The sequence below is a fragment of the Peristeroidobacter agariperforans genome, assembly GCF_004138335.1.
Taxonomy (GTDB): domain Bacteria; phylum Pseudomonadota; class Gammaproteobacteria; order Steroidobacterales; family Steroidobacteraceae; genus Steroidobacter; species Steroidobacter agariperforans.
The window spans coordinates 1,752,944-1,776,187 of the sequence record NZ_RYFW01000001.1; the positions used below are offsets into that span (position 1 = coordinate 1,752,944).

The 23,244-nt window shown below is 62.1% G+C and carries 21 protein-coding genes; 12 read left to right on the forward strand and 9 right to left on the reverse strand.

Translation table 11 applies throughout. The features are described from left to right. Positions 1 to 20: 20 nt before the first annotated feature. Together EK373_RS33950 and EK373_RS07630 are read left to right on the forward strand one after the other, a co-directional pair. A complete protein-coding gene (locus tag EK373_RS33950) occupies positions 21 to 560 on the forward strand; it encodes a methylated-DNA--[protein]-cysteine S-methyltransferase (RefSeq protein ID WP_157994271.1) in 540 nt (179 codons plus the stop codon). A 128-nt stretch (positions 561 to 688) separates the two neighbouring features. Continuing rightward, on the forward strand, positions 689 to 1,279 hold the full coding sequence (locus EK373_RS07630) for a DUF4136 domain-containing protein (RefSeq protein ID WP_129642105.1): 591 nt from the start codon (positions 689 to 691) through the stop codon (positions 1,277 to 1,279). Positions 1,280 to 1,332: 53 nt separating this feature from the next. On the opposite strand, the gene EK373_RS07635 is transcribed toward EK373_RS07630, so the two are convergent. Further along, complete coding sequence (locus EK373_RS07635) at positions 1,333 to 1,611, reverse strand: hypothetical protein (protein WP_129642106.1); 279 nt, start codon at positions 1,609 to 1,611, stop codon at positions 1,333 to 1,335. 210 nt (positions 1,612 to 1,821) lie between these two features. On the opposite strand from EK373_RS07635, the gene EK373_RS07640 reads away from it, so the two are divergent. The 3 genes from EK373_RS07640 (at position 1,822) to EK373_RS07650 (ending at position 6,157) form a co-directional block, all read left to right on the forward strand. After that, positions 1,822 to 3,666: an SLC13 family permease gene (locus EK373_RS07640; RefSeq protein WP_129642107.1), complete on the forward strand. Its 1,845-nt coding sequence runs from the start codon at positions 1,822 to 1,824 to the stop codon at positions 3,664 to 3,666. 124 nt (positions 3,667 to 3,790) lie between these two features. Beyond that, a complete protein-coding gene (locus EK373_RS07645) occupies positions 3,791 to 4,852 on the forward strand; it encodes an MBL fold metallo-hydrolase (protein WP_198683134.1) in 1,062 nt (353 codons plus the stop codon). Between the two features lie 72 nt (positions 4,853 to 4,924). Then, entirely contained in the window at positions 4,925 to 6,157 is a 1,233-nt protein-coding gene (locus EK373_RS07650; RefSeq protein WP_198683135.1) for a winged helix-turn-helix domain-containing protein, read from the forward strand. Between the two features lie 267 nt (positions 6,158 to 6,424). Here EK373_RS07650 and rpoD read toward each other — a convergent pair whose 3' ends face one another. The 4 genes from rpoD to rpsU form a co-directional block, all read right to left on the reverse strand. After that, complete coding sequence (rpoD, locus tag EK373_RS07655) at positions 6,425 to 8,314, reverse strand: RNA polymerase sigma factor RpoD (protein WP_322095815.1); 1,890 nt, start codon at positions 8,312 to 8,314, stop codon at positions 6,425 to 6,427. Between the two features lie 90 nt (positions 8,315 to 8,404). Beyond that, positions 8,405 to 10,168, reverse strand: a complete 1,764-nt coding sequence (dnaG, locus tag EK373_RS07660) for a DNA primase (protein ID WP_129642109.1) — start codon at positions 10,166 to 10,168, stop codon at positions 8,405 to 8,407. A 49-nt stretch (positions 10,169 to 10,217) separates the two neighbouring features. Then, positions 10,218 to 10,667, reverse strand: a complete 450-nt coding sequence (locus EK373_RS07665; protein WP_129642110.1) for a GatB/YqeY domain-containing protein — start codon at positions 10,665 to 10,667, stop codon at positions 10,218 to 10,220. A gap of 86 nt (positions 10,668 to 10,753) precedes the next feature. Next, complete coding sequence (gene rpsU / locus EK373_RS07670; RefSeq protein ID WP_129642111.1) at positions 10,754 to 10,981, reverse strand: 30S ribosomal protein S21; 228 nt, start codon at positions 10,979 to 10,981, stop codon at positions 10,754 to 10,756. A 228-nt stretch (positions 10,982 to 11,209) separates the two neighbouring features. Here rpsU and tsaD point away from each other — a divergent pair, with 228 nt between their 5' ends. The 3 genes from tsaD to folK are packed head-to-tail and all read left to right on the forward strand — an operon-like array spanning position 11,210 to position 13,186. Continuing rightward, complete coding sequence (gene tsaD / locus EK373_RS07675) at positions 11,210 to 12,250, forward strand: tRNA (adenosine(37)-N6)-threonylcarbamoyltransferase complex transferase subunit TsaD (RefSeq protein WP_129642112.1); 1,041 nt, start codon at positions 11,210 to 11,212, stop codon at positions 12,248 to 12,250. Between the two features lie 13 nt (positions 12,251 to 12,263). After that, the gene (gene folB / locus EK373_RS07680) at positions 12,264 to 12,650 is read left to right on the forward strand and encodes a dihydroneopterin aldolase (protein WP_129642113.1); all 387 of its coding nucleotides are present in this window, start codon (positions 12,264 to 12,266) and stop codon (positions 12,648 to 12,650) included. Beyond that, positions 12,647 to 13,186: a 2-amino-4-hydroxy-6-hydroxymethyldihydropteridine diphosphokinase gene (folK, locus tag EK373_RS07685; RefSeq protein ID WP_129642114.1), complete on the forward strand. Its 540-nt coding sequence runs from the start codon at positions 12,647 to 12,649 to the stop codon at positions 13,184 to 13,186. The genes folB and folK overlap by 4 nt, the downstream gene beginning before the upstream one ends. Here the strand turns inward: folK and EK373_RS07690 are convergent. Further along, a complete protein-coding gene (locus tag EK373_RS07690; RefSeq protein ID WP_129642115.1) occupies positions 13,137 to 13,889 on the reverse strand; it encodes a pteridine reductase in 753 nt (250 codons plus the stop codon). The two genes, folK and EK373_RS07690, sit on opposite strands and share 50 nt — an antisense overlap. Positions 13,890 to 13,948: 59 nt before the next feature. Between EK373_RS07690 and EK373_RS07695 the strand changes: the two genes are divergently transcribed. Further along, complete coding sequence (locus EK373_RS07695) at positions 13,949 to 15,127, forward strand: class I SAM-dependent methyltransferase (RefSeq protein ID WP_198683137.1); 1,179 nt, start codon at positions 13,949 to 13,951, stop codon at positions 15,125 to 15,127. Here EK373_RS07695 and EK373_RS07700 read toward each other — a convergent pair. Beyond that, the gene (locus EK373_RS07700) at positions 15,096 to 16,370 is read right to left on the reverse strand and encodes a multifunctional CCA addition/repair protein (RefSeq protein ID WP_129642116.1); all 1,275 of its coding nucleotides are present in this window, start codon (positions 16,368 to 16,370) and stop codon (positions 15,096 to 15,098) included. The genes EK373_RS07695 and EK373_RS07700 overlap by 32 nt on opposite strands. Before the next feature lie 67 nt (positions 16,371 to 16,437). Between EK373_RS07700 and EK373_RS07705 the strand changes: the two genes are divergently transcribed. Together EK373_RS07705 and EK373_RS07710 are read left to right on the forward strand one after the other, a co-directional pair. Further along, positions 16,438 to 17,523 carry an aminopeptidase gene (locus tag EK373_RS07705; protein WP_198683138.1) on the forward strand — a complete coding sequence of 362 codons (1,086 nt, stop codon included), beginning with the start codon at positions 16,438 to 16,440 and terminating at the stop codon, positions 17,521 to 17,523. Positions 17,524 to 17,600: 77 nt separating this feature from the next. After that, on the forward strand, positions 17,601 to 18,338 hold the full coding sequence (locus EK373_RS07710) for an SGNH/GDSL hydrolase family protein (protein WP_129642117.1): 738 nt from the start codon (positions 17,601 to 17,603) through the stop codon (positions 18,336 to 18,338). A gap of 41 nt (positions 18,339 to 18,379) precedes the next feature. Here the strand turns inward: EK373_RS07710 and EK373_RS07715 are convergent, their stop codons facing one another. Continuing rightward, positions 18,380 to 20,884, reverse strand: coding sequence for a copper-transporting P-type ATPase (locus EK373_RS07715; RefSeq protein WP_407676177.1), 2,505 nt, complete (start codon positions 20,882 to 20,884; stop codon positions 18,380 to 18,382). A gap of 4 nt (positions 20,885 to 20,888) precedes the next feature. Continuing rightward, positions 20,889 to 21,344, reverse strand: a complete 456-nt coding sequence (gene cueR / locus EK373_RS07720; RefSeq protein WP_129642118.1) for a Cu(I)-responsive transcriptional regulator — start codon at positions 21,342 to 21,344, stop codon at positions 20,889 to 20,891. A gap of 875 nt (positions 21,345 to 22,219) precedes the next feature. On the opposite strand from cueR, the gene EK373_RS07725 reads away from it, so the two are divergent. Then, a complete protein-coding gene (locus EK373_RS07725; RefSeq protein ID WP_129642119.1) occupies positions 22,220 to 22,936 on the forward strand; it encodes a nuclear transport factor 2 family protein in 717 nt (238 codons plus the stop codon). The last annotated feature ends 308 nt before the right edge of the window (positions 22,937 to 23,244 follow it).

Genomic DNA, 23,244 nt, shown 5'->3' on the forward strand with positions numbered 1-23,244 from the left:
CTGGTGTAACGTGCGCGCCCGTGAACGCCACAGCCACATCCGAGGTCCGCTCCATCGACTGGTACGAATCGCCGGTCGGGCCGCTGATTGCTCGTGCAACCGACAGCGCGCTGTGTGGCTTATCGTTCTGCGATGCCGATCGGCTGCAGGAGCGATTGCACGAGCTGCGCGAGCGGCACGCGCCAACGCTCCAAGCGGGCAGCAATCAGGTGCTGAACGATCTGAGAGTGCAGCTGGCGGAATATTTCGCGGGTCAGCGCCGAACATTTGCGGTGTCGTTGCATAGTCCTGGAACTGCCTTCCAGGAGCGCGTGTGGGCAGCGCTTTGCGAGATTCCTTACGGCGAAACCTGGTCATATTTGCAGCTTGCCGTGCGCATCGGCGATGCGCTGGCAACGCGGGCAGTGGGATATGCGAACGGCGCGAATCCCATTGCGATCGTCATTCCCTGTCATCGGGTGATCAATGCCGATGGCGGCGATGGGGGCTACGGCGGCGGCCTGTGGCGCAAACGCATTCTGCTGGATCTGGAACGGGGTCAGGGCTCATTGCTGCTGTAGGGCTTGTGAGCACCGGTTCAGCCGCCATATAGCCGCCGAGGATGAACATTTGGTAACGCGTCGCTTCGGAACTTGAGCCGGGACGATTCGACTAAACAAGTAAGCTGATGCGTACGAGGTACACCATCATGTCCTGCAAGCCATATTTGTCACGGGTCGCAGCGGCGTTCGCGCTGACCGCGGCCTTGTTCGCGGCCGGCTGCGCCACCACCAGCGGCCCCAAGACCCGCATCGATTACGACCGGTCGGCGGACTTTTCCGTCTACCGCACTTACGGATTCCCGAAGGAAACCGGCACCGATCGCGGCGGTTATTCAACGCTGGTCACGAGCTATCTGAAGAGCGCCATGTCAGCGCAGATGGAAGCTCGTGGCTACAAGTTCAGCGAGGAGCATCCGGATCTGCTGGTGAACTTCTACATGAACACTCGCGAGCGCACCGAAATCCGTCCGGATGCCCGCGCGTCGGTGGGCTATGGCTACTACGGCTATCGCTACGGCCTGTACAACGCCTGGCCGCTGTATGACGAAGACCGCACGGTCACGTACAAGGTCGGCACGCTGAATCTCGACATCGTCGATGCCGAGAAGAAGCAGCTGGTGTGGGAAGGCGTGGCCGAAGGTCGCGTCAGCGAGGAGGAGCTGCAGAACCCGAAGGTTGCCATCAATGCGGTCGTGACCGAGTTGATGCGGCAGTACCCGGGCAAGCCCAACATGTAACCGCCCTCAGGAGCTGACCGTCAGATCGCTGCGGTCGGCGCGTCCGCGCCTCTTCAACGAACAGGCAACCCGCTGAGCATGGCGTCCATCTGCTCGGCGCTCAGCTCGATCTCGACTTCGATGGTGTCGTCGTCCAGGGCCAGGTCCGGAATGGGGTCGGCCGGGGACAGCACGGCGCCGTCGTTGTTCGCCGCCGGCAGCGGCTTCAACAGCGGGTCGAACTCGCAGATGTCGTCCACTTCGATTTCGTTCGGGGCGAGCGGCGCGATGCTCGAAGGATCGGTCAATTCCTGGGCCGTGAGATCGATGGAGATCTCCGCGATGGGATTCATTGCACTCGGCCCTCATTCGACTTCGACCCATGAATGCTGCCAGAGCCGCGTGGCTGAAGCCTGCAACGCAGTTCACACACGAGAGTCGCAAGCGTTATGAAATGGTGCGACTTACCGTAATCCGGCCTGGCGGCGCGGCGCATTCTAACCGCTCGAACGGCGCGTGTGACCGGAATGGAACCATAATGTAAAGTCGTTCATTTGACCGCGATGGCCACGATCCCCATGCCCGACCCGCACGCGATCGCGGTCATGCTGCTGACCCTCGGCGCGCTCTATCTGTTCTCGCGCGACTTCATTCCCATCGAGACGTCCAGCCTGCTGGTCGTGGCGGTGCTGGCGATCGGGTTCAGCTTGTTTCCCTATCGAGGGCCGGACGGCGCCGAGCTCGATCCCATCCGCTTCTTCGCAGGTTTCGGCAACGAGGCTTTGATTGCGATCTGCGCGCTGGTCATGGCGAGCCAGGGGCTGGTCTCCACCGGTGCGCTCGCGCCGATCGGGCGGGTGGTGCACCGGGTGTGGCAGATCAGTCCACTGCTGGCGATGGGGGTCGTGATCATCGTGACGGCCGTCATCAGCGCCTTCATGAACAACACCCCGCAGGTGGTGTTGATGATCCCCATCCTCACCGCGGTGGCCATGCGCTCGAGCATGTCGCCGTCCAAACTGCTCATGCCCATGACCTTCGCCTCACAGATCGGCGGCATGGGTACGCCGATCGGCACGTCATTGAACCTGCTGGTGATCGGCAGCGCGGCGAGCCTGGGAGTCGAGCGCTTCCACATGTTCGACTTCATTGCGCCGGCGGCGCTGGCGGCGATTCCGGGGCTGCTGTTCTTGTGGCTGATCGCGCCGAGACTGCTGCCTGACAAGCATCCGCACCCGTCGTTCGTTAATGCCTCGCCGCGTATTTTCGATGCTCAGCTGCACATCTCGGACAGCAGCCCGGTCGCAGGCAAGACGCTCGCTGACGCAAAGAAACTCACGCAGGGTGAGATGTCCGTGGTGTCGGTGCGGCGTTCGGAGGACCTGGTGATCTCGCCGCTGCCCGATGTGATCTTGCGATCCGGCGATCAACTGGTTGTCCGCGACACGTCCGAACAACTGATGGAGTATTCGCGCGTGCTCGGTGCGACGCTGTTTTCCGGCGACGTACGCGTGGACGCCGAGCATCCGCTGACCGCGCCGGATCAGCAGACCGCCGAGCTAGTGCTGACGCCGGCGTCGCCGTTGCGAGATCGCACCTTGGCGCAGGCCAACTTCGATTGGCACTACCAGCTGATCCCACTGGCGGTTCACCGGCCCGGCGACGAAGAGGCGTCGGGGCAAAGGACTCCGCTGCGAGACCTGCGGCTCGGTGTCGGCGACGTGCTGCTGGTGCAGGGGCCGGCGGAGCAGATCGAGGCGCTCAAGAAGCGCAGTGAGATGCTGGTGCTGGACGCGACCAGCAATGTGCCGCTGACGGCGAAGGCGCCGCTGGCCCTGGGCATCATGGCAGGCATCGTCTTGATCGCGTCGTTGCGCATCGCGCCGGTCGCCATCGCTGCGATTTGCGGCGTGCTGGTGATGGTGACGACCGGGTGTTTGAAGTGGCGCCACGCGACGCGGTCGCTCGACTCGTCGATGATCCTGCTGACGGTGGCGAGCCTGGCGTTGAGCCTGGCCTTGGTGACTACCGGCGGCGCTGCGTTCATCGCGCAAATAGGCGCCGTCATGGCGAAGTCGCTGCCGCCCGTGGCGGTGCTGAGTGCGACGATGCTGTTCATGGCGATGATGAGCAGTGTGATTTCAAACAGCGCGGCCGCGGTGATCGGAACACCCATTGCGATCGAGCTGGCAAGGCAGTTGGGCCTCGCACCGGAGCCGTTCGTGCTAGCGGTGATGTTCGGCGTGAACATGGGATACGCGACGCCGATGGCCGACAACTGCAATTTGCTCGTCTATAGCGCAGGTGGCTATTCGTTCGGCGATTTCCTGCGCGTCGGTCTGCCGCTGACGCTGATCATGTGGCTGGCGCTGACATGGGTGCTGCCGCAGTTCTATCCACTGGGCTGAAGCGGACGATCTGCGGAAATAGGCAAGAACCCGCCAGCTTCGCCTAACTCTCGGCTAAGTCTCCCGGGGCAAGATACTGCCCATGCGCCTGCCTGCTTGGGTGTTGTTATCGGGAGTTGTCGCTATGAGCGCAGCCTACGGCGATCGGCCAACGTTTCAATCGGCTCGGTTTCGCGACGGTCAATTTCACAACGTCGCGCCGCCCAAGCAGCCCGGCGGCTGGCAGCTGCTGAAACTGTGGTGGCAGTTCATGTTCAAGGATACGAGCCGCACCGTGCCGCCCGAAGCCTTGTCCGTAACGCCGCTGAGCCCGGATCAGTTGCAACAAGCGTCTGAGGGTTCGATCTGGCGGCTCGGCCATTCGACCGTGCTGATGAAGTTGAATGGCCGGTTCTGGATCACCGATCCGGTGTTCTCCGAGCGCGCCTCGCCGGTGCAATGGGCCGGTCCGAAACGTTTCATTCCGACGCCGATCTCGCTGGAGGCGCTGCCGCCGCTGGCCGGCGTGGTGCTGTCGCACGATCACTTCGATCATCTCGATCGCGATACGGTCGTGAAGCTCGCGGCGAAGACCACCATGTTTCTCACGCCGTTGGGCGTGGGCGATCATCTGATCCAGTGGGGCATTCCCGCCAACAAGATCCAGCAGCTCGATTGGTGGCAGACCGTCGAACTGGAAGGCCTGCAGTTCACCGCCACGCCGGCCGAGCATTTCTCCGGGCGCAGCTTCTTCGCGAAAAACCCGACGTTGTGGGCCTCGTGGGCGATCTACACCGGCACGCATCGGATTTTCTTCAGCGGCGACACCGGATATTTCGACGGTTTCGCGGAGATCGGCCGGCGCCATGGGCCGTTCGATCTCACGTTGCTTGAGGCCGGCGCGTACGACAAGCAATGGGAAGGGGTGCACATGCTTCCCGAACAAGTCGTGCAGGCGCATCGGGATCTGCGCGGCGACTGGTTGCTGCCGATTCACAATGCCACGTTCGATCTGGCCTTCCATTCCTGGGATGAGCCCATGGAAAAGATGCTGGCGCTGTCGGCGCAGCACGGTATTCGTCTGACCATGCCGCGCATTGGCGAGGCTGTGCGCCTGGATCACTACCAGGCCGCGCAGGCGTGGTGGCGTTTCAGACAATCCCGGCCTGCCAGCATGAGCATTACTGCTACGACCCACGCCATGTGAGGTCGTTGCGCCCAAAAGCGGCGGGGATAGTCAGGGTTTACGGCTACACTGCGCGCTTCCTGATTGTCGGGGATGCGTGGCTTCATGGGCGCGGCGAAGGATTCACTCTCGATCGGTGAAGCGCGACGCGTAGCGTTGGAGGCACAGCAGTTCCTGTCGGCAGGGGCCGCGCCAAGAAGCGGGAAGGCATTGGCGGAGATGGTGCGACGCTTGGGCGTCGTGCAGATGGATTCCGTCAACGTGCTGGTTCGCTCGCATTACCTGCCGGTCTTTTCGCGACGGGGCGATTACAAAAGCACGCTGCTCGAGCGTGCTGCTTATGACGAGCGCTTGCTGTTCGAATATTGGGGTCACGAAGCCTCGCTGCTCCCCATCGAGTCCTATCCATTGTTCCGCTGGCGCATGGACGACGCGCGCAAGGGCGTCGGCACGTGGGGCCGGCTCAAGCGCTATGCGACCAGTCACCAGGAACTGGTGAAAAGCGCCATCGATCAAATTCGCGAACGCGGTCCGCTGGGCGCGAGTGAATTGACGGACGCGGGCAAATCGAAGGGCAGCTGGTGGGGCTGGAGCCAGGGCAAGGAAATCCTGGAGTGGTTGTTCTGGATCGGTGACGTCACCACCGCGCGTCGGCGGAATTTCGAGCGGCTGTATGAGTTGCCGGAGCGGGTGTTGCCCGAGGCGGTACGAAATGCGCCTGTGCCCTCTCGAGAGCACGCACAGCGCGAGCTGATGATGATTGGCGCTCGCGCCATGGGTGTGGCGAGTGCACGCGATCTACGCGATTACTTTCGGCTTCCGGCGAACGAGGCGGCGACGCGGCTCGCCGAGTTGGTGGAAGAGGGCAAGCTTCTACCGGTCAGCGTGGAAGGCTGGAAGCAGCAGGGATATCTGCACCACGAAGCGAAGATTCCTCGCGCCTCGAAAGTCGCTGACGTGGCCGCGCTGTTATCGCCGTTCGACTCGTTGATTTGGGAACGGCAGCGCACCGAACGTCTGTTCGACTTTCATTTCCGACTGGAGATCTACACGCCGGTGCACAAGCGCCTGCACGGCTATTACGTGCTGCCATTGCTATTGGGCGAGCGCATCGTTGGACGAGTCGATCTGAAATCGGAACGTCAGAGCGGGCAGCTGCAAGTGAAGGGCGGAAGTGTCGAGCCGGGTGTCGTGCCGGCACGCGTGGTCGAGCCGCTGGCGAAACAGTTGAGTGGACTGGCGAGGTGGCTGGGCCTGGAAAATTATGCCGTCACGAGTCGCAAGGGTGAGCTCATGCGCGCGCTGAAGAAACTGAAGGCGCGCTGAACACAGATGACCGTGAGCTCAGGATGCGCCGCGCGCGGACCAGCCGAATACGCACATCACGATGAACAGAGTCAGATAAAACAAGAAGCTCATTGCTGCAGCCTCCGAACAAATATCCGTGCTGTCGAAAAAACGACCGGACGGGGTGGTCGGTTCCCGTTGTGGATATAGACACACTCGACCCGGGCAGGGTTGCATCAGCCCCGCAAAAACGAAGCCCCCTTGCGGGGGCTTCGTGATCACACCTGAGACAGCTGAACGTTAGTTCTAGTCATCCATCAGGAAGCTGCGCAGCTGCTCGCTGCGGCTCGGATGACGCAGCTTGCGCAGCGCCTTGGCTTCGATCTGACGGATGCGCTCGCGCGTCACGTCGAACTGCTTGCCCACTTCTTCCAGCGTGTGGTCGGTATTCATGTCGATACCGAAGCGCATCCGCAGGACCTTCGCTTCGCGAGGTGTCAGGCCAGCCAGCACGGAGTGCGTAGTTTCGCGCAGGCTTTCCATCGTCGCAGAGTCGATCGGCGAGTCCACCGAAGTGTCCTCGATGAAATCGCCCAAGTGCGAATCCTCGTCGTCGCCGATCGGCGTTTCCATGGAGATCGGCTCTTTGGCGATCTTGAGCACGCGGCGGACTTTGTCCTCCGGCATTTCCATGCGCACCGCCAGCTCTTCCGGCGTCGGCTCGCGCCCCATCTCCTGCAGCATCTGCCGCGAAATGCGGTTCAGCTTGTTGATGGTCTCGATCATGTGCACCGGGATGCGGATGGTGCGCGCCTGGTCGGCGATCGAACGGGTGATCGCCTGGCGAATCCACCACGTCGCATAGGTCGAGAACTTGTAACCGCGGCGGTATTCGAACTTGTCGACCGCCTTCATCAGGCCGATGTTGCCTTCCTGGATCAGATCCAGGAACTGCAGGCCACGGTTGGTGTACTTCTTCGCGATCGAGATCACCAGACGGAGGTTGGCTTCCACCATCTCCTTCTTGGCGCGGCGAGCCTTGGCTTCGCCCACGGCCACTTCGCGGTTGATCTCCTTCACTTCCGCGATCGTCAGGTGCACGCGCTCCTCGAGCGACATCAGCTTCTTCTGCTGCTTCTCGATCTCCTCACGCAGGCGCGCGAGCGCGGCCGAGTGCTTGCGCTTGGCGCGGATGTGCTTGTCGAGCCACTTGGTGTTGGTCTCGTTCTTCGGGAAGGTCGAGATGAAGTCCTTGCGCGGCATGCCGGCATCGCGCACGCACAGGATCATGATCTGCTTCTCGAGGTTGCGGATCTCGGCGACGTTGTCGCGCAGCTGCACGATCAACGAGTCGAACATCTTCGGCGACAGCTTCAGTTCCATGAACTCGCTGGCGACCTTCTTGCGCAGCTTGACCGACTTCGGGTCCTTGCCGGTCTTGTCTTCGGCCATGGCCTTGAGGACCTGCTGGTGGCCCTTGGCGATGGACACGAAGCGGCGCGCGGCCTCTTCCGGATCCGGGCCGGTCTCGAGGGTCTCTTCGTCCTCGCTGCCGCCTTCGCTCTCTTCGTCCTCGTTCTCATCCTCGGCCGGCGCGGCAGCCGCGGCCAGCTTCGGATTGACCGGCGCGGCGATTTCGTCCGGCGCGTTCGGGTCGATGAAGCCGGTGATGATGTCGACCAGGCGGCCCTGGCCGGCCTTCACCTGCTCGTACTGGTTGAGCATGAAGTTGTAGGTGAGGGGATAGCTGGACAGCGCGGTACGCACCGCGTCCAGGCCTTCCTCGATGCGCTTGGCGATACGGATTTCGCCTTCGCGCGTCAGCAGCTCGACCGTGCCCATCTCGCGCATGTACATGCGGACCGGGTCGGTCGTACGGCCGAATTCGGCGTCGACGGTGGCGAGCGCGGCGGCGGCTTCTTCAGCGGCTTCCTCGTCGGCGACCACCGGCTCGGTCAACAACAGGGCTTCGGATTCCGGCGCCTTCTCGTACACCGGAATGCCCATGTCGTTAATCATGTTGACGATATCTTCGATCTGCTCCGGATCGACGATTTCGCTGGGCAGATGGTCATTGACCTCGACGTACGTCAGGTAGCCCTGCTCCTTGCCACGGGCAATCAGCAGCTTCAGTTGCGATTGACGCTCATCGGCGATCTGCGCCGGTTCCTTCTTTGCTGCCAAGGTTTTGCTCAAGTCGTGGCCCTCACGTGCTGTCGGGGGGTGGGCGGGCTTAAAAAGACCGCGCAGTGTACTTTGATCGTTTTCCGGGCGCTAGGTTCGCGTTCACGCCCCGTGAACGACCGGAGGTTTGCGGGCCAGCAGCCCCTGCAATTCAGCCTTTTCGGCATCGGTCAGCCGGCCCGCCCGGCTTAACAGAAGCTTCTGTCGAGCCTCCATCGCCTCGGCAGCCAGCTGCTGGACCGCGCCGGCCAGGTCACTGGCGGCGCCGGCGGCATCGACCAAACATTCCTGCGCGGCCAATTTCGCCAGGTGCTCAACATCGGGGCGGTCCCGCCAGCGTTCAAGCAGCGCCCCAGTGTTAGCGCACGGGCGCTGGGCTAGTTCCTCGATCAGCTCGATCAACAGCGGAATTCCCGGCCTTTCCAGCGTGCTCAAGACAGGATTCAACGTCACCTTGTCGGCAATTTCAGGGTAGTGAACCAACAGATGAATCGCCTGCCGCACCAGATTGCGCCGGCCGGACTGAACCTGAGGCTTCACGGGCCTGCGCACCGGTTCCGAAGCGGCGGCTTTTTCCGTCCCCTCACCTAACATAGACGTCAAACGATCGCGTTTCAGGCCGACGGTTTTGGCTACTTCCTCCGCCAGCAATTCACGGAAAATTCCTGCGGGGATGCGCTCAAGCAACGGTCGTGCCAATTCGCCCAGCCGCGCCCGCCCGTCGATGCTGTGGGTATCGACCTGCGCGCTCAGATGATTGATGAAATATTCAGACAGCGGCATTGCCTGTTTGATACGTGCCTCGAAAGCCTCGCGCCCTTCCTCGCCGACCAGCGTGTCCGGGTCGTGGCCTTCGGGCAGAAACAAGAACCGGATCTGCCGCCCTTCGCGCACCTGGCTCAGCGAGTTCTCCAGCGCTTTCCACGCGGCCGCCCGGCCGGCGCGGTCGCCGTCGAAACAGAACGTCACTTCGTTACAGATGCGGAACACGCGTGCCAGATGCTCCGGCGTCGTTGCCGTACCCAGGGTCGCCACTGCATAAGTGATGCCGGCCTGATGGAGCCGCACCACGTCCATATAACCTTCAACGATCAACAGCCGGCTCAGGGTCCGGCTCGCCTGCCGAGCCTCATATAAGCCATAAAGCTCCCGGCCTTTGTGAAACAGTTCTGTTTCCGGCGAGTTCATGTACTTGGGCTCGCCCTTATCGAGCACGCGCCCGCCGAAACCGATGGTGCGGCCCCGCGCATCACGAATCGGGAACATCACCCGATCGCGAAACCGGTCGTAGTGGCCGGAGCGGTTGTCCCGCTCGATGATCAAGCCCACCTGCAACAGCCGCGACCGCTCGGCGTCGCTGCCGCCCAATAGCTTGAGTACCGAATCCCAGGCATCCGGGGCGTATCCCAGCGCAAAAGTTGCGGCGGTTTCGCCGCTCAGGCCGCGCGACTTGAAGTAGTCCTTGCCGCGGGCCGTATTCATCAACTCACTTCTGTAGAAAGCCGCGGCTTTCTCCAATGTTGCGAATAAAACATCCGACGGCGGCGGCCGTTGGCCCGGAGTTTGCTCGCGTGGCACTTCGACGCCGACCCGGTCGGCCAGCTCCTCGATCGCGTCGATGAAGCCGAGATTGTCGTGCTTCATCAGGAAGCCGAGCGCGTTGCCGTGCTCGCCGCAGCCGAAGCAGTGGTAGAAGTTCTTGTCCGGCACCACCGTGAACGACGGCGTCTTCTCACCGTGGAACGGGCAACAGGCCTTGTATTCCTTGCCGTGCTTTTTCAATTGCACACGGCTGCCGATCAGCTCGACCAGGTCGACCCGGGAGATCAGCTCTTCGATGAAATGTTTGGGGATGAGGCCGGACACGAATGCAAGAGTATGCGCGGCAACGTGGCCGGCATAGAGCCCGACCGTCTCAGCCGCCGAGTTTTGCCTTCAGTTTGGCGCTGGCACTGGCCATATCGGTGCGGCCCTGCGCCTTCTGCTTGAGCAGCGCCATGGCCTTGCCCATTTCCTTGATGGAAGTGGCGCCCGACTCGGCAATGGCCTGGGCCACCAGGGCGTCGACTTCGGCGTCGCTGAGCTGCTGCGGCATGTAGGCCTGCAACAGGTCGATTTCCTTCTGTTCCTTGGCGACCAGGTCTTCGCGACCGCCGCTCTGGAACTGCGCGATGGACTCCTTGCGCATCTTGATCATCTTCTCGACCACGGCCAGCACCTGGCTGTCGTCGAGCTGAATGCGCTCGTCGACTTCGCGCTGCTTGATGGCGGAGGTGATCATCCGGATCGTGCCCAGGCGCTCGCTGTCCTTGGCCTTCATCGCGGCCTTCATGTCTTCAGTAATGCGGTCTTTGAGTGAGGACATGACTTGGCTCGGAGCAGCTGGCAATCGGCGGGGGAATCGACAGGGACGGAGCGAGAAGGCTCCGTCCCGGGAAGCAGATCTATCTATCAGTACGCGCGGGCGCGGGCGGGGCCGCGGCTGCTGCCGTCGCGGGTGACGCGCTTCATGTGGCGCTTCACGGCGGCGGCCTTCTTGCGTTTACGTTCCTGAGTGGGCTTCTCGTAGAATTCCCGGCGGCGCAGTTCCGTCAGGACCCCGGCCTTTTCGCAGGCGCGCTTGAAGCGCCGCAAGGCGGCATCGAAGTACTCGTTTTCTCGGACGCGAACGCTCGGCATTACTACCTCGGAATGTGGATGGCCGGCCCCGGTTCGGACGCTTCGAGCCGGTTCGAAACGGGTACGGGGACGGTTGAGAGCGCGGCAGTCTAATGGCGACCGCAAGGAAAAGCAAAATTCTCGCGGTTTTGGTGCCCAAAGCCACGATCGAGGCCCGTTTTCACCGCTTGGGGGTTAAGCTTCGCGCCCCCAAAATTGGCTTTTGGACGTTTTTCCTACGCTTCTCAAGTGAAAGTCCTCGGCATCGAAACCTCCTGTGACGAGACCGCCGCTGCCGTGTACGACGGCGAGCGCGGCCTGCTGTCCCACGCTTTGCATAGTCAGGTTCAACTGCACGCCGTATACGGCGGCGTCGTGCCCGAGCTGGCCTCGCGTGACCATGTAAAGAAGCTGTTGCCGCTGGTCCAGCAAGCGCTGGCTGAAGCAAAAATCGACGCGGATCAGCTGGATGGGGTGGCGTACACCGCCGGGCCGGGTCTGGTCGGTGCATTGCTGGTCGGTGCTTCGCTGGCACGCAGTCTGGCGTTCGCCTGGGGCAAGCCGGCGGTCGGGGTTCATCACTTAGAGGGGCACCTGCTGGCGCCCATGCTGGAGACGGCGGCGCCCGAGTTTCCCTTCCTGGCGTTGTTGGTGTCCGGGGGGCATACCTTGCTCGCCGAAGTGCGCGGGTTGGGGGAGTACCAGATCATTGGCTCCTCCCTGGACGATGCCGCCGGCGAGGCGTTCGATAAGACGGCCAAGATGCTCGGCCTGCCGTATCCGGGCGGCCCGGCACTGGCGAAGCTGGCGGACAGCGGGAAGCCCGGGGGCTTCGATTTCCCCCGGCCCATGCTCGACCGGCCGGGGCTGGATTTCAGTTTCAGCGGTTTGAAGACGGCGGTGGTCGTTGCGATCCGCGGTCGCGAGCTCGATGAACAGACGCGCGCCGACGTTGCTTACGAGTTTCAGCAGGCCGTGGTCGAAACGCTGGTCGCCAAGTGCGCGCGCGCTGCGAAACAAACGGGGTTGAAAACCTTGGTTGTTGCCGGTGGGGTGGGCGCGAATCGCCGGCTGCGAGCCGAGCTGCAGGCGTTGGGCGAGAAGCGTGGATTGCGAGTGTTGTATCCGCGACCGGAGTTTTGCACCGACAATGCGGCGATGATCGCTTACGCTGGCTATCGCCGCCTCGCGGCGGGCGAGCACGAAGATTTGAAGATTCGCGCCACCGCGCGCTGGCCGCTCGATACGCTGCGGATGCCCTCTGGCCAACCCCCAACCTCCAACCCCTGACACCTTCCGATTCATGGACAAGATTTTTCTCTCCCAGCTCAGTGTCGAGTGCATCGTCGGCATTTGGGATTGGGAACGGCGCGTCAAACAGACCGTCATCATCGATGTCGAGATGGCAGCGGACATTCGTAAAGCTGCGGCGACCGACCACATCGATGACACCATCGATTACAAGCGCGTCGCCAAACGTTTGCTCGCGTTCGTAGGCGAATCGCAGTATCAGCTGGTCGAGACGCTGACCGAGCAAATCGCGAAAGTGATCGTTACGGAGTTCGGGGTGTCGTGGGTGAAGGTGCGGCTCAATAAGCGCGGCGCCATTCGAGGTGCGCGCGACGTCGGTATCGAGATCGAGCGGCGTGCCGAGGATTATGCGGGCGTGACGCAGCAGACTCAGCCATGACCGCTGTTTACGTCGCGGCTGGCAGTAACGTCGAACCGGACAAGCATTTGTCGGTTGCGTTGCGCGCCTTGGCGTCGGCCTATGGGCCGATGACTCTATCGCCGGCTTATAAGAACAAGGCAGTGGGCTTCGACGGCGCCGATTTCATCAATCTGGTGGTCGGCTTCAATACCGAAGATCCGGTGGCCGACGTTCGCAAGCAGTTGCAGAAGATCGAAGCCGCCTGCGATCGTCCGCCTGACGCGCCGAAGTGGGCGCCGCGGACCATGGATCTCGATATTCTTTTATTCGGCGACCTGGTGAGTAACCAGCCCGGCCTGGTCATTCCACGGCCCGACCTGGTGAAGCGATCTTACATGCTCAAGCCGATGGCCGACATCGCGCCCGATGTTCGGCACCCGACGCTCGATAGAACCATGCGCGAGCTTTGGGAAAGTTTTCAGGGCGGCGAGCATGAGATGGTCGAGGTACTGCTGGGCGGCGAGCCTACCAGCCCACACTCCGGCCGCCATCGATCGCCAGAATCTGGCCGGTGACGAACGGGCCGTCCTTCGCGAAGAACAGCGCCGCGCGCACGATGTCGGGCGGCGAGCCGCTGCGCTTGAGCAAAGTCTTGTCGATGATTTCCTGCTTCACCGTTGCGTCGATGCCGCCGTCGGGCCACAGAATCGGGCCGGGCGCGATGCCGTTGACCCGCACCTCGGGTCCCAGTTCGCGCGCCAGAGACCGGGTCAACATCATCAATCCGGCCTTGGCGCTGGAATAAACAGGGTGCTGCGGGAGCGGGCGCTGAGCATGGATGTCGATCATGTTGATGATGAGACCTCGCGCTTCTTTCAGCGCCGGCGCGGCTGCCTGCGCCAGGAACAGCGGCGCGCGCAGGTTCGTTCCCATCAGGTCGTCCCATTGCTTGATCGTGACAGTGCCGAGGGGAGTGGGATAAAACGTCGAGGCGTTGTTGATCAGCACATCGAGGCGGCCAAACGCACAGGTTACTCGCTCAATCAGCGCCGGCAGGGCCTCGGTATCCAGCAGATTGGCGGCAGCGCAGATGGCCGAGCCGGCGCGAGCGGCATTGAGTTCGTCCCGCAACTGTTCCGCTTCGCCGGCCGAACGGTGAAAATGGATGCAGACGTTGGCGCCCTCGGCGTGAAAGCCACGGGCCAGTGCCGCGCCGATGCGGCGGGCCGCGCCAGTGATCAGCACCGAGCGTTTGGCGAGTGCGTTGGAAGTGTCCATGCAGGTATGGTGAACGAACGGATGATTGCTGCAAGTCCGGCTGACTCGGAGCGCGTCGCTTGAACGTACCGATGCCATTGCCGGCACTGTCGCCGGACGAATCGGCGCATAGCGAGCGGCTGGTCCAGCGCATTCGCGACGCAATCGACGCGGCCGGCGGGTGGATCAGCTTCGAGCGCTTCATGGAGATGGCGCTCTACGAGCCGGGCCTGGGCTACTACAGTGCGGGCGCGACCAAGCTGGGCAGCGAAGGCGACTTCGTCACCGCGCCGGAAATTTCTCCCTTGTTCAGTCGCTGCCTCGCCAATCAATGCGTGCAGGTGCTGGAGACGGTCAGCGGCGGTCATGTGCTCGAACTGGGCGCCGGCTCCGGCGTGATGGCCGCCGACGTGCTGAGCGAGCTCGACCGACAGCAAAAAACACCCGAGCGCTATCTCATCCTCGAGGTCAGCGCCGACCTGCGCGAGCGGCAGCGCGCGTTGTTACAACGTCGCTTGCCGCACCTGATGGGTCGCATCGAGTGGCTCGATCGCCTGCCGGATGACTTTCGCGGCGTGCTGCTCGCGAATGAAGTGCTCGATGCGCTGCCGATTCAGCGCTTTCGGATTCGTGGCTTGAAGGTGAATCAGTTGGGCGTGACCTGGGAGCTCGGCCGGCTCGACTGGTCCGAGGTGCACGCGAATGCGGCGCTCGAGGCGACGGTGCGCGAAATTGAATTCAACTTGGGCGAGCCGTTCGCCGATGGTTACACCTCAGAGATCAATCTCCGCTTGTCTCAGTGGATCGCCGGTATCGCCGCGTCGATGAAGCAAGGCGCAGCTTTTTTCATCGACTACGGATTGCCTCGTCGGCAGTACTACGCAGCCAGTCGCAGCGCCGGCACGATGCTGTGTCACTTCCGGCATCGTTTCCATGACGATCCGCTCATCAATGTCGGTGTGCAGGATATCGGCGCATGGGTGGATTTCACCGCGGTTGCTGAGTCCGCTGTGGCGGCGGGCATGAGTGTCGCTGGTTACACGACGCAGGCGCACTTCCTCATTGGCGCCGGGATCGAGCAGTTCCTCGCGCCGACGAACGATGACGAGCTGGCGTCGCGCTTGCAGATGGCGCGACAGGCGATGTTATTGACGCTGCCCGGCGAGATGGGCGAGCGATTCAAAGTCATCGGACTCGCCAAAGGTGTCGAGCAGCCGTTGCGCGGCTTCAGTGTTCGGGATCTGGCGGCGTCTCTTTAGTCGATTCGCGCTCGGCCTCGTGCTGACGCTTCAGCTCTTTCAGCGCGTGAATGCGCTTGTCGTGCAGGCGCTTCGCGATTTCGAACCCTTGCAGTCCTTCGCGCTCTTCCGCGCTCAGCATCGCACCTGCCGCCACCTCACGTGCGCGGCGTAGATATTCGGGCTGCGGATACTCGCGCTGCTCGAGCCCTTTGCGACCGCGAGCGTCCGCTTCGCACGCCAGCAAGAATTGTTCGAAGCGCGCCGGGCGTCGGAACGCATCGAGACGTTCCAGCAGCTCCAGCACGGTTTGCGGGCGCAGCTCCGTGATCTTGTGCATGTGCAGGTGATAGCGAGACACCAGCACGCCCAATTCGCGATAGGCATTCGGAATGCGGAGGCGATCGCACAGCGCCTCGACGATGCCGACACCTCTTTCTTCGTGCGCGATGTGACGAGGCAGCTCGTGAGTCGGCGTCGTCCCTTTGCCCAGATCGTGAACGAGCGCGGCGAAGCGAACGACGGCGTCTTCGCTGAGCTTCGTCGCCTGATCGAGCACCATCATGGTGTGCACGCCGGTGTCGATCTCCGGATGCCATTGCTCGGGCTGCGGAACGCCAAAGAGCGCGTGGATTTCCGGAAAGATCACCGGCAACGCGTTCCCATCGCGCAGCACTTCGAAGAACTGGCGCGGCGCGGGCATTTCCAGCGCGCGTTGAGTTTCTTGCCACACGCGTTCAGACACGAGCGCATCGAGCTCACCGCGTGCAGCGATTGCTCTCAGCAGTTCCATCGTTTCAGGCGCAACTCGAAAACCCAGCGGTGCGAACCGGGCGGCGAATCGCGCGAGGCGCAGCACTCGAACCGGATCTTCGACGAATGCAGGCGACACGTGCCGAAGCCAGCGCTCTTGCAGATCGCGCTGCCCGTCGAACGGATCGACGAGTGCGCCCGTCGCCTCATCTCGGGCGATGGCATTGATCGTGAGGTCCCGGCGTTCGAGATCCTGCTCCAGCGTCACGTCGGGCGAAAACCTGGTGTCGAAGCCGCGATAGCCTGGCCCCGTTTTGCGCTCGGTGCGGGCCAGCGCGTATTCCTCCTTGGTCTGCGGGTGCAGGAACACGGGGAAGTCCTTGCCCACCGGCTTGAAGCCCTGATCGAGCAATTCCTCCGGGCGCGCGCCCACCACGACCCAGTCGCGCTCGCGCACGGCCAGGCCGAGGAGCTCATCACGGACCGCGCCACCGACCAGGTAAATCTTCATACGGACATTTTGTCTCACTTGACGCGGTGGGACAAAATGGCCCCTTCTTCCTCCGCTCGTGAGCTGCTTGCCCAAAACGATGCCCGGAACGGACCACACCCCGACTTTCATTGGCCGCCTGTGCAAGATCGCGCTGGTCCTGGCGGCATCGCTGTCGGCCAGCGGCTGCTACTTGATGCAGGCGGCTACCGGTCAAATGGAGCTCACCTCCAAGCGCCAGCCCATCGCCAAGCTGCTGACCGACACGAGCACGCCGCAGAAATTGCGCGAGCGGCTCGAATACGTGTCGGCAGCGCGGGCCTTCGCTTCACAGGAGTTGGGTCTGCCGGACAACGACAGCTATCGCAGCTATGCCGATGTCGGCCGTCCCTATGTCGTCTGGAACGTGTTCGCGACCGATGAGTTCTCCATACAGCCGAAGCGCTGGTGCTTTCCAATTGCCGGCTGCGTCGTGTATCGCGGCTACTTCAAAGAAAACAGCGCGAAGACTTATGCGCGCCGCCTGCGCTTGCGTGGCAGCGACACGGCGGTAGGCGGCGTCGCCGCCTACTCGACGTTGGGTCATTTCAAGGATCCGGTGCTCAACACCATGCTCGGCTGGAGCGATGTGCAACTCGCGGCAACCTTGTTTCACGAGCTCGCGCACCAGGTGGTCTATGTGCCCGGAGATTCGGAGTTCAACGAAGCGTTCGCGACGGTGGTGGAGGAGGCGGGCTTGCAGCGCTGGCTCGCAGCGCGCGGTCGCTTGAAGGAGCTGGATGCGTGGAATGAGCAACGCGAGCGCAATGCTCAGTTCGTCGCACTCTTGTTACAGACTCGCGAGCGTCTCGATGCGTTGTATCGGTCGGACCTGTCTGATGACGAGAAACGAGATCGCAAACAATATGAATTTGGCGTGCTGAAACTGCAGTACTCGCAGCTGAAGGCAGAACAGTGGAATGGCTATCCGGGTTACGACGCCTGGTTCAGTCGCACGCTGAATAACGCTCATCTGGTATCTGCCGCGACGTACTACGGCTGCGTGCCCGGGTTGCGTCGAGTGTTGCATTCGGTTGACGGCGATCTGCCGCGGTTCTACGAGAAGGCGCGCGAGCTGGCGAAAGAAACAAGAGAGACGCGAGCTGCGGCCGTTTGCACTGTCGCCGATTCGTGACGTCCGAAATCTGCACCTATATTTAAAGCGGCGCAACTCGCGTATCTTCGCGCCGTTCATGAGCGAGGGGACGAGAGATGCAGTTATGGGTGCGGGCAATTGCCGCGCTGATTTGCGCTTGTGCGGTGAGTGTTACCAGCGCGACCGAGAATAATTCGAAGGACGGACCGACGCCATATCCGACGGCGGCGAAGGACTGGCCAGGCGAAGGTGTGATCCGTGTCTTCGGCTGGATGAATGACAACCGCGCAACCTTCTGGAAACAGCGCGAGCGAAAGCAAGGGGCGTGGGTGCTCGCTGGCGATTCGTTGCTGGGCAACTGGAAGGCCTCCGAGCGCGATCTCGCACCGACGCCGATCGCGAATCGAGCCATCGGCGGCGACGTGAGCCGCGGGCTGTTGTTTCGTTTTAAGCAAGACGTGCTCGAGCTGAATCCGAGCGGGATCGTCGTGCTGATCGGGACCAACGATCTGAGCGCGTCACAGAAGACCGATCAGACTGCTCGAAACATCGATCGGATGTTACAGGCCATCCGGACGCAGCAGGCTGACCTGCCGGTCATCCTGTGCACTTTGCCGCCAAGGAATAGCGATAAGGCGCCGATCAAGGCGTCGGAGCTGACCAGCCTCAATGCCAGCATTCGGGAGCTGGCGGAGAAATACGACAACGTGGAGTTGCTGGATTTGTTTCCCCTGTTTGCGACTCCGGACGGGCAGCCACAGCTGAATCTGCTGGCCGCCGATCGTTTGCACATCGGTCCTGCGGGTTACGAAGTGTTGGGACGCGCGCTGAAGCAGAGAATGGAATCGAAGTAGAGCGAGGCGTTGGTTCCCGCACGTCCGTGGTCACTCCGGCATTATCGGAGTCGCAGCGCGTTGCTGATGACCGAGACCGACGACAGGCTCATTGCGAGCGCCGCGAGCATGGGGTTCATCAGCCAGCCGGTGAGCGGGTAAAGCACGCCGGCGGCGATGGGAATGCCGAGGGCGTTGTAGCCGAAGGCGAAGAACAGGTTTTGGCGAATGTTTCCTACCGTCGCGCGGCTCAAGTGGCGGGCGCGGACGATGCCCGTCAGGTCGCCTTTCACCAAAGTGACTTGCGCGCTCTCCATTGCGATGTCGGTGCCTGTGCCCATGGCGATGCCGACATCGGCCTTGGCGAGGGCGGGGGCGTCGTTGATACCGTCGCCGGCCATGGCGACGCGTCGGCCTTGGGATTGTAACTTCGCGATTACATTTGCTTTGTCCTGGGGCTGTACTTCGGCGATCACTTCGTCGATCGCGAGATGCTTGGCGACGGCGCGCGCCGTTGTTTCGTTGTCGCCGGTCAGCATCACGAGGCGGAGGCCGTCTTGCTTCAGGGCCTGTAACGCGCTCGGTGTTGTTTCCTTGATGGCGTCGCCAACAGCGATAGCGCCGGCGAGTTGGCCGTCGACGCCGAGGAACACGACCGTTTTTCCTTCGCTTCGCAATTCTGCGATTTGCTCCGAAAGAGTGTTGATCGGCGCGCCAACGTTGCTCATGAGCGCTTTGTTCCCCAGCGCAAGCTCGTGGCCGTCGGCATGGCCGCGAACGCCTTGGCCGGTGACTGACTGAAAGCCGGTGACGGTTGCGAGTTCGACCCTGCGCTGTTCTGCTCCAGCAACAATGGCGCGCGCCAGTGGATGTTCGCTCGCGCGATCGAGTCCGCCGGCCCAGCTGAGCACCTGCGATTCCGAATAACCGTGCAACGCGATCACGCGATCGAGCGTCGGGCGGCCGATGGTGATCGTGCCGGTCTTGTCCAATACCAGCGTGTCGACGTTGCGGAAGTTCTCGATCGCTTGCGCGTCTCGGAACAACACGCCCTGCTGCGCGCCGCGGCCGCTGGCGACCATGATGGAGATGGGCGTCGCGAGTCCGAGCGCGCAGGGGCAGGCGATGATCAAGACGGCGACGGCATTCACGAGCGCGTAAGCGAGCTTCGGCTCGGGGCCGACGAACCACCAGACGATGAACGTGGCAATCGCGATGACGATCACGGCGGGTACGAACCAAGCGGCGACTTGATCTGCGAGTCGCTGCAGCGGAGCGCGCGAGCGCTGGGCCTGCGCGACCATGGTGACGATCTGAGAGAGCAGGCTTTCGGCGCCGACGCGCTGGGCTTCGACGATCAAGCTGCCGGTTTGGTTGATGGTCGCGCCGGTCACGCCATCGCCGGCGGATTTTTCCACTGGCATGGGTTCGCCGGTCAGCATCGATTCGTCGACGCTGGAGTTGCCCTCGACGACCACACCATCGACGGGAATCTTTTCGCCGGGCCGGACGCGCAGTTTGTCCCCGGCGTGAACGTGGCCGAGTGCAACGTCGTGTTCCGTGCCATCCGCTTCGATGCGGCGTGCGGTCTTCGGTGCGAGGCCGAGGAGTTGGCGGATCGCTGCGCTCGTGCGGCCGCGTGCCCGCAACTCTAGCCATTCGCCGAGCAGTACGAGCGTCACGATCGAGCTAGCGACTTCGTAATAGACGCCGACCATGCCGTGTCCGTCGCGGAGTTCGGCAGGGAAAGCGTTAGGCAGGAACGTGGCGATGAGGCTGTAACCGAACGCGATACAGACGCCGAGGCCGATCAACGTGTACATGTTCGGAGCGCGGTGCACGACGCCCATCCAGCCGCGCTTGTAGTAATCGGCTGCGGCCCAGAGTACGACGGGCGCGCTCAATAGGAGCTCGAGCCAGCGCAGATTGCCTGCTGTCGTATGTGAGATCGCCAGATCGAGCATATGCGGCGCCATCGCCACGATGACGACGGGAATACTCAGAACAAGGGAGATCCAGAACTTGCGTCGTACGCTCCGCAGCTCGCTGTCGTCGACGTGCTCGCTCGGCAGCTCTGGCTCGAGTGCCATGCCGCACTTAGGGCAGTTACCCGGGCCGACTTGTCGGATCTCGGGATGCATGGGGCAGGTGTAGATGGTGCCCGCGGGCATGGGCGCGTCGCTCGCAGGGCGCGCGCGATGGTGCCCATGATGCTGATGGTTTTGTCGCTCATGCGAGCAACAAGAACCCGTCGTTGCAGGCTTCTGCGCGTGAGAATGCGCGCGATGCGAGCCGGACGAATCGTGCTTCGCTGCGCCGGTGTGCGAGCACGAGTCAGACGCTGCTGCCCCAGCAGCACTCGACGCAGTAGAGCAGCGGCAGCTAGCCGCTACGGTTTCAGGTGCGCTCGACGCAGTCGAGCAGCACGAGTCTGCCGCGGCTTGCGTCATCTCGCCGTTGTTTGTTGAGGCGGGCTTCTGCGCGTGTTTGCTGCTAGTCGAGCAGCACGACTTCGCCGTCGTGTCCTCGTGCTTGCTGTCTGAATGATGATGCTGCTGCTTTGACATTACTTCACTCCGCCGGCGGCAGCCCGGCGAGATCGCTGAGAATGGGACAATCGGGTCTCGAATCGCCGTGACAATGCTCGGCCAGCTCCGCTAACGCCGCGCGCATGGATTGCAGTTCGGCGATCTTGTGATCGAGGTCCGTGATGTGTTTGATCGCAAGCCGCTTCACTTGCTCGCTTGCGCGGCGCTGATTGCGCCACAAGCCGAGCAGCGTCCCGATCTCGTCCATCGAGAATCCAAGACCCCGCGCGCGACGGATGAAGCGCAGCGTATGAATGTCGGCCGCGCTGTAGACGCGATAGTCACCGGCGGTGCGCGCCGCCTTGGGAATGAGCTGCAGCGATTCGTAGTGACGAATCATCTTCGGGGTGATCCCCGACAGGTCGGCAGCCTTGCCGATGCTGTAGTAACCCTGATCCTTGGCTTCCGACAATTCCGCTCGAGCTTTGACGGCAGACATGACTTCCTCCAACGGCCTGCATGATGAACCTTGCCACGGTGGCAAGGTCAAGCCCGGAGCCGGTACACGGGTAGGAGACGCCTGGCGCGCGTGGTCGGTGGGCGCGATCACGGTCGGGACTTAGCGCTGTGTCACGAACATGCTCGGTCCGAACGACCACTTAACCGGTAATCCGACTCAGCACGGTCTTTACGTTCTGTGTCGAGATCAGGACACGTTTTTCCAGCCCACCGAATCAATGCGACAGCGTGTCGAGTTGCGCTGATTGGGGTTTAGTCCAAACGGGCTGAACGATCAGTCTTCAGGTTCGCCCGAGCCGTGGCTGCCCGCAGCCGTGAACTCTCTCAACTCTCCCTACCCTTGCCACTCTTGGGGGCCCTAAGCCTTTACGCGCTAGGACGCTCAGCGCTTTAGCGCATTGAGGCTAGAGAGGGTTCCCGGCTGCTGACGGTTGGATGGTTAAAGCTCACACGCTCCCACCGCCTCGGCGGTGCTGGCCGCGCAGAACTAGCCGCCGCCTTCCGAACCATGAGGTTGGGAGTTCGAATCTCTCCGGGCGCGATCAGGCCGGTCGCAAACTCCTGGGCGCGTGCGCAATTCTGCATGCCTGACACCGGATCGCCCCGCGATATCGGCACCTCCGAAGGGCAGCAGTACCAATCATGTCAGCTGGTAGCAAGGGTGCCTCGAGCCCGGCTGTTTGCTCCAGATTCAAAATGTTGGAGATCAGACAGGAGCCCAGTGCGGTCTATCGTAATACCGCGGGGCTACCCGCTCGGAATCCGTAGCAGATTGAGGGTCATTGCGAGGCAGACGACACGCATGCATTTACTCCCGGACTCGATAGTTTGACTAAGACAACAGAGGGTTTCGCCATGTCAATGGTCTGCACGTCTCTTAAACATATGGCCGCAGTGCTCGCAGTCATGGTTGCTACGGTTGCGTTCGCCGACGAAACCAGTAGGCAGAAGCCCATGTCGCCCGCCGATATGGCCCGAACAATCACTGAACTCCAAACACAGCTCGCAGCACTCACTGATCGCGAGAGGGTTCGGGAGGTTTACATCAACTATGGACGTGGCATTGATCGGCTAGATGAAGAAGCCTATAGAAAATCCTTCTGGCCGGACGCTCAGATTAACTATGGAACCGCAGAATCGATCACGCCGGAGCAGCATTGGCAAGGGCACATGATGAAAGGATTTAAGAATCAAGTGAAAGCATGGGGTCACCTCTTCACAAATCAGGTAATTGAAATCAACGGCGACGTCGCACACGTGGAGACATATTTGACGGTAATGGCGATTCCGAAGGACAAGGAAAGCGCGTTCAATCGCCAGAACATTTGGGCCGGCAGGTATGTGGATAAGCTTGAGCGTCGAGGGGGAGAGTGGCGCGTCGCCGTGCGCGAGTACATGCCATACTTTTCGATGAGTGCGGATGTCTTAGATGAGTATGACGCACTGTGGGGCAAATACTTTGGCGGCGCGACTTCTGACTGTGCTGTGCAGGCGGCTGGAAAGCGCGATGTGGCCTATGCGCGCCCGCTAAAACGAAGGGACCGCGCGGCCGGACCGACATGCGCTCAGTGAACTTGCGGAGTTGTGCAGGACCCGGGCATGTGGTCGCGAGCTTTGCGTGGCCAGAGCTCGATTTCAAAGTCCTCGCCTGACCCGGTGGTGCGCATGGCCGTTTGCGTTCGCTCCGTGATGGGACGTTTGAATGTCGGCCGGCCTGATGAGCGTCGGAAGACCGGTGCCTCCGGCAAAGGCGCTCAGCATGCAGTTCACCCTCCTCGACTGCGAGCCGCAGAATGCGCGCATCGACGCCCCCTCGCGGTTTGGTATGAGCGCCGCCGATCTAGTGGATCGGGAGTGAAGACTCCGGAGACTGCTGCATC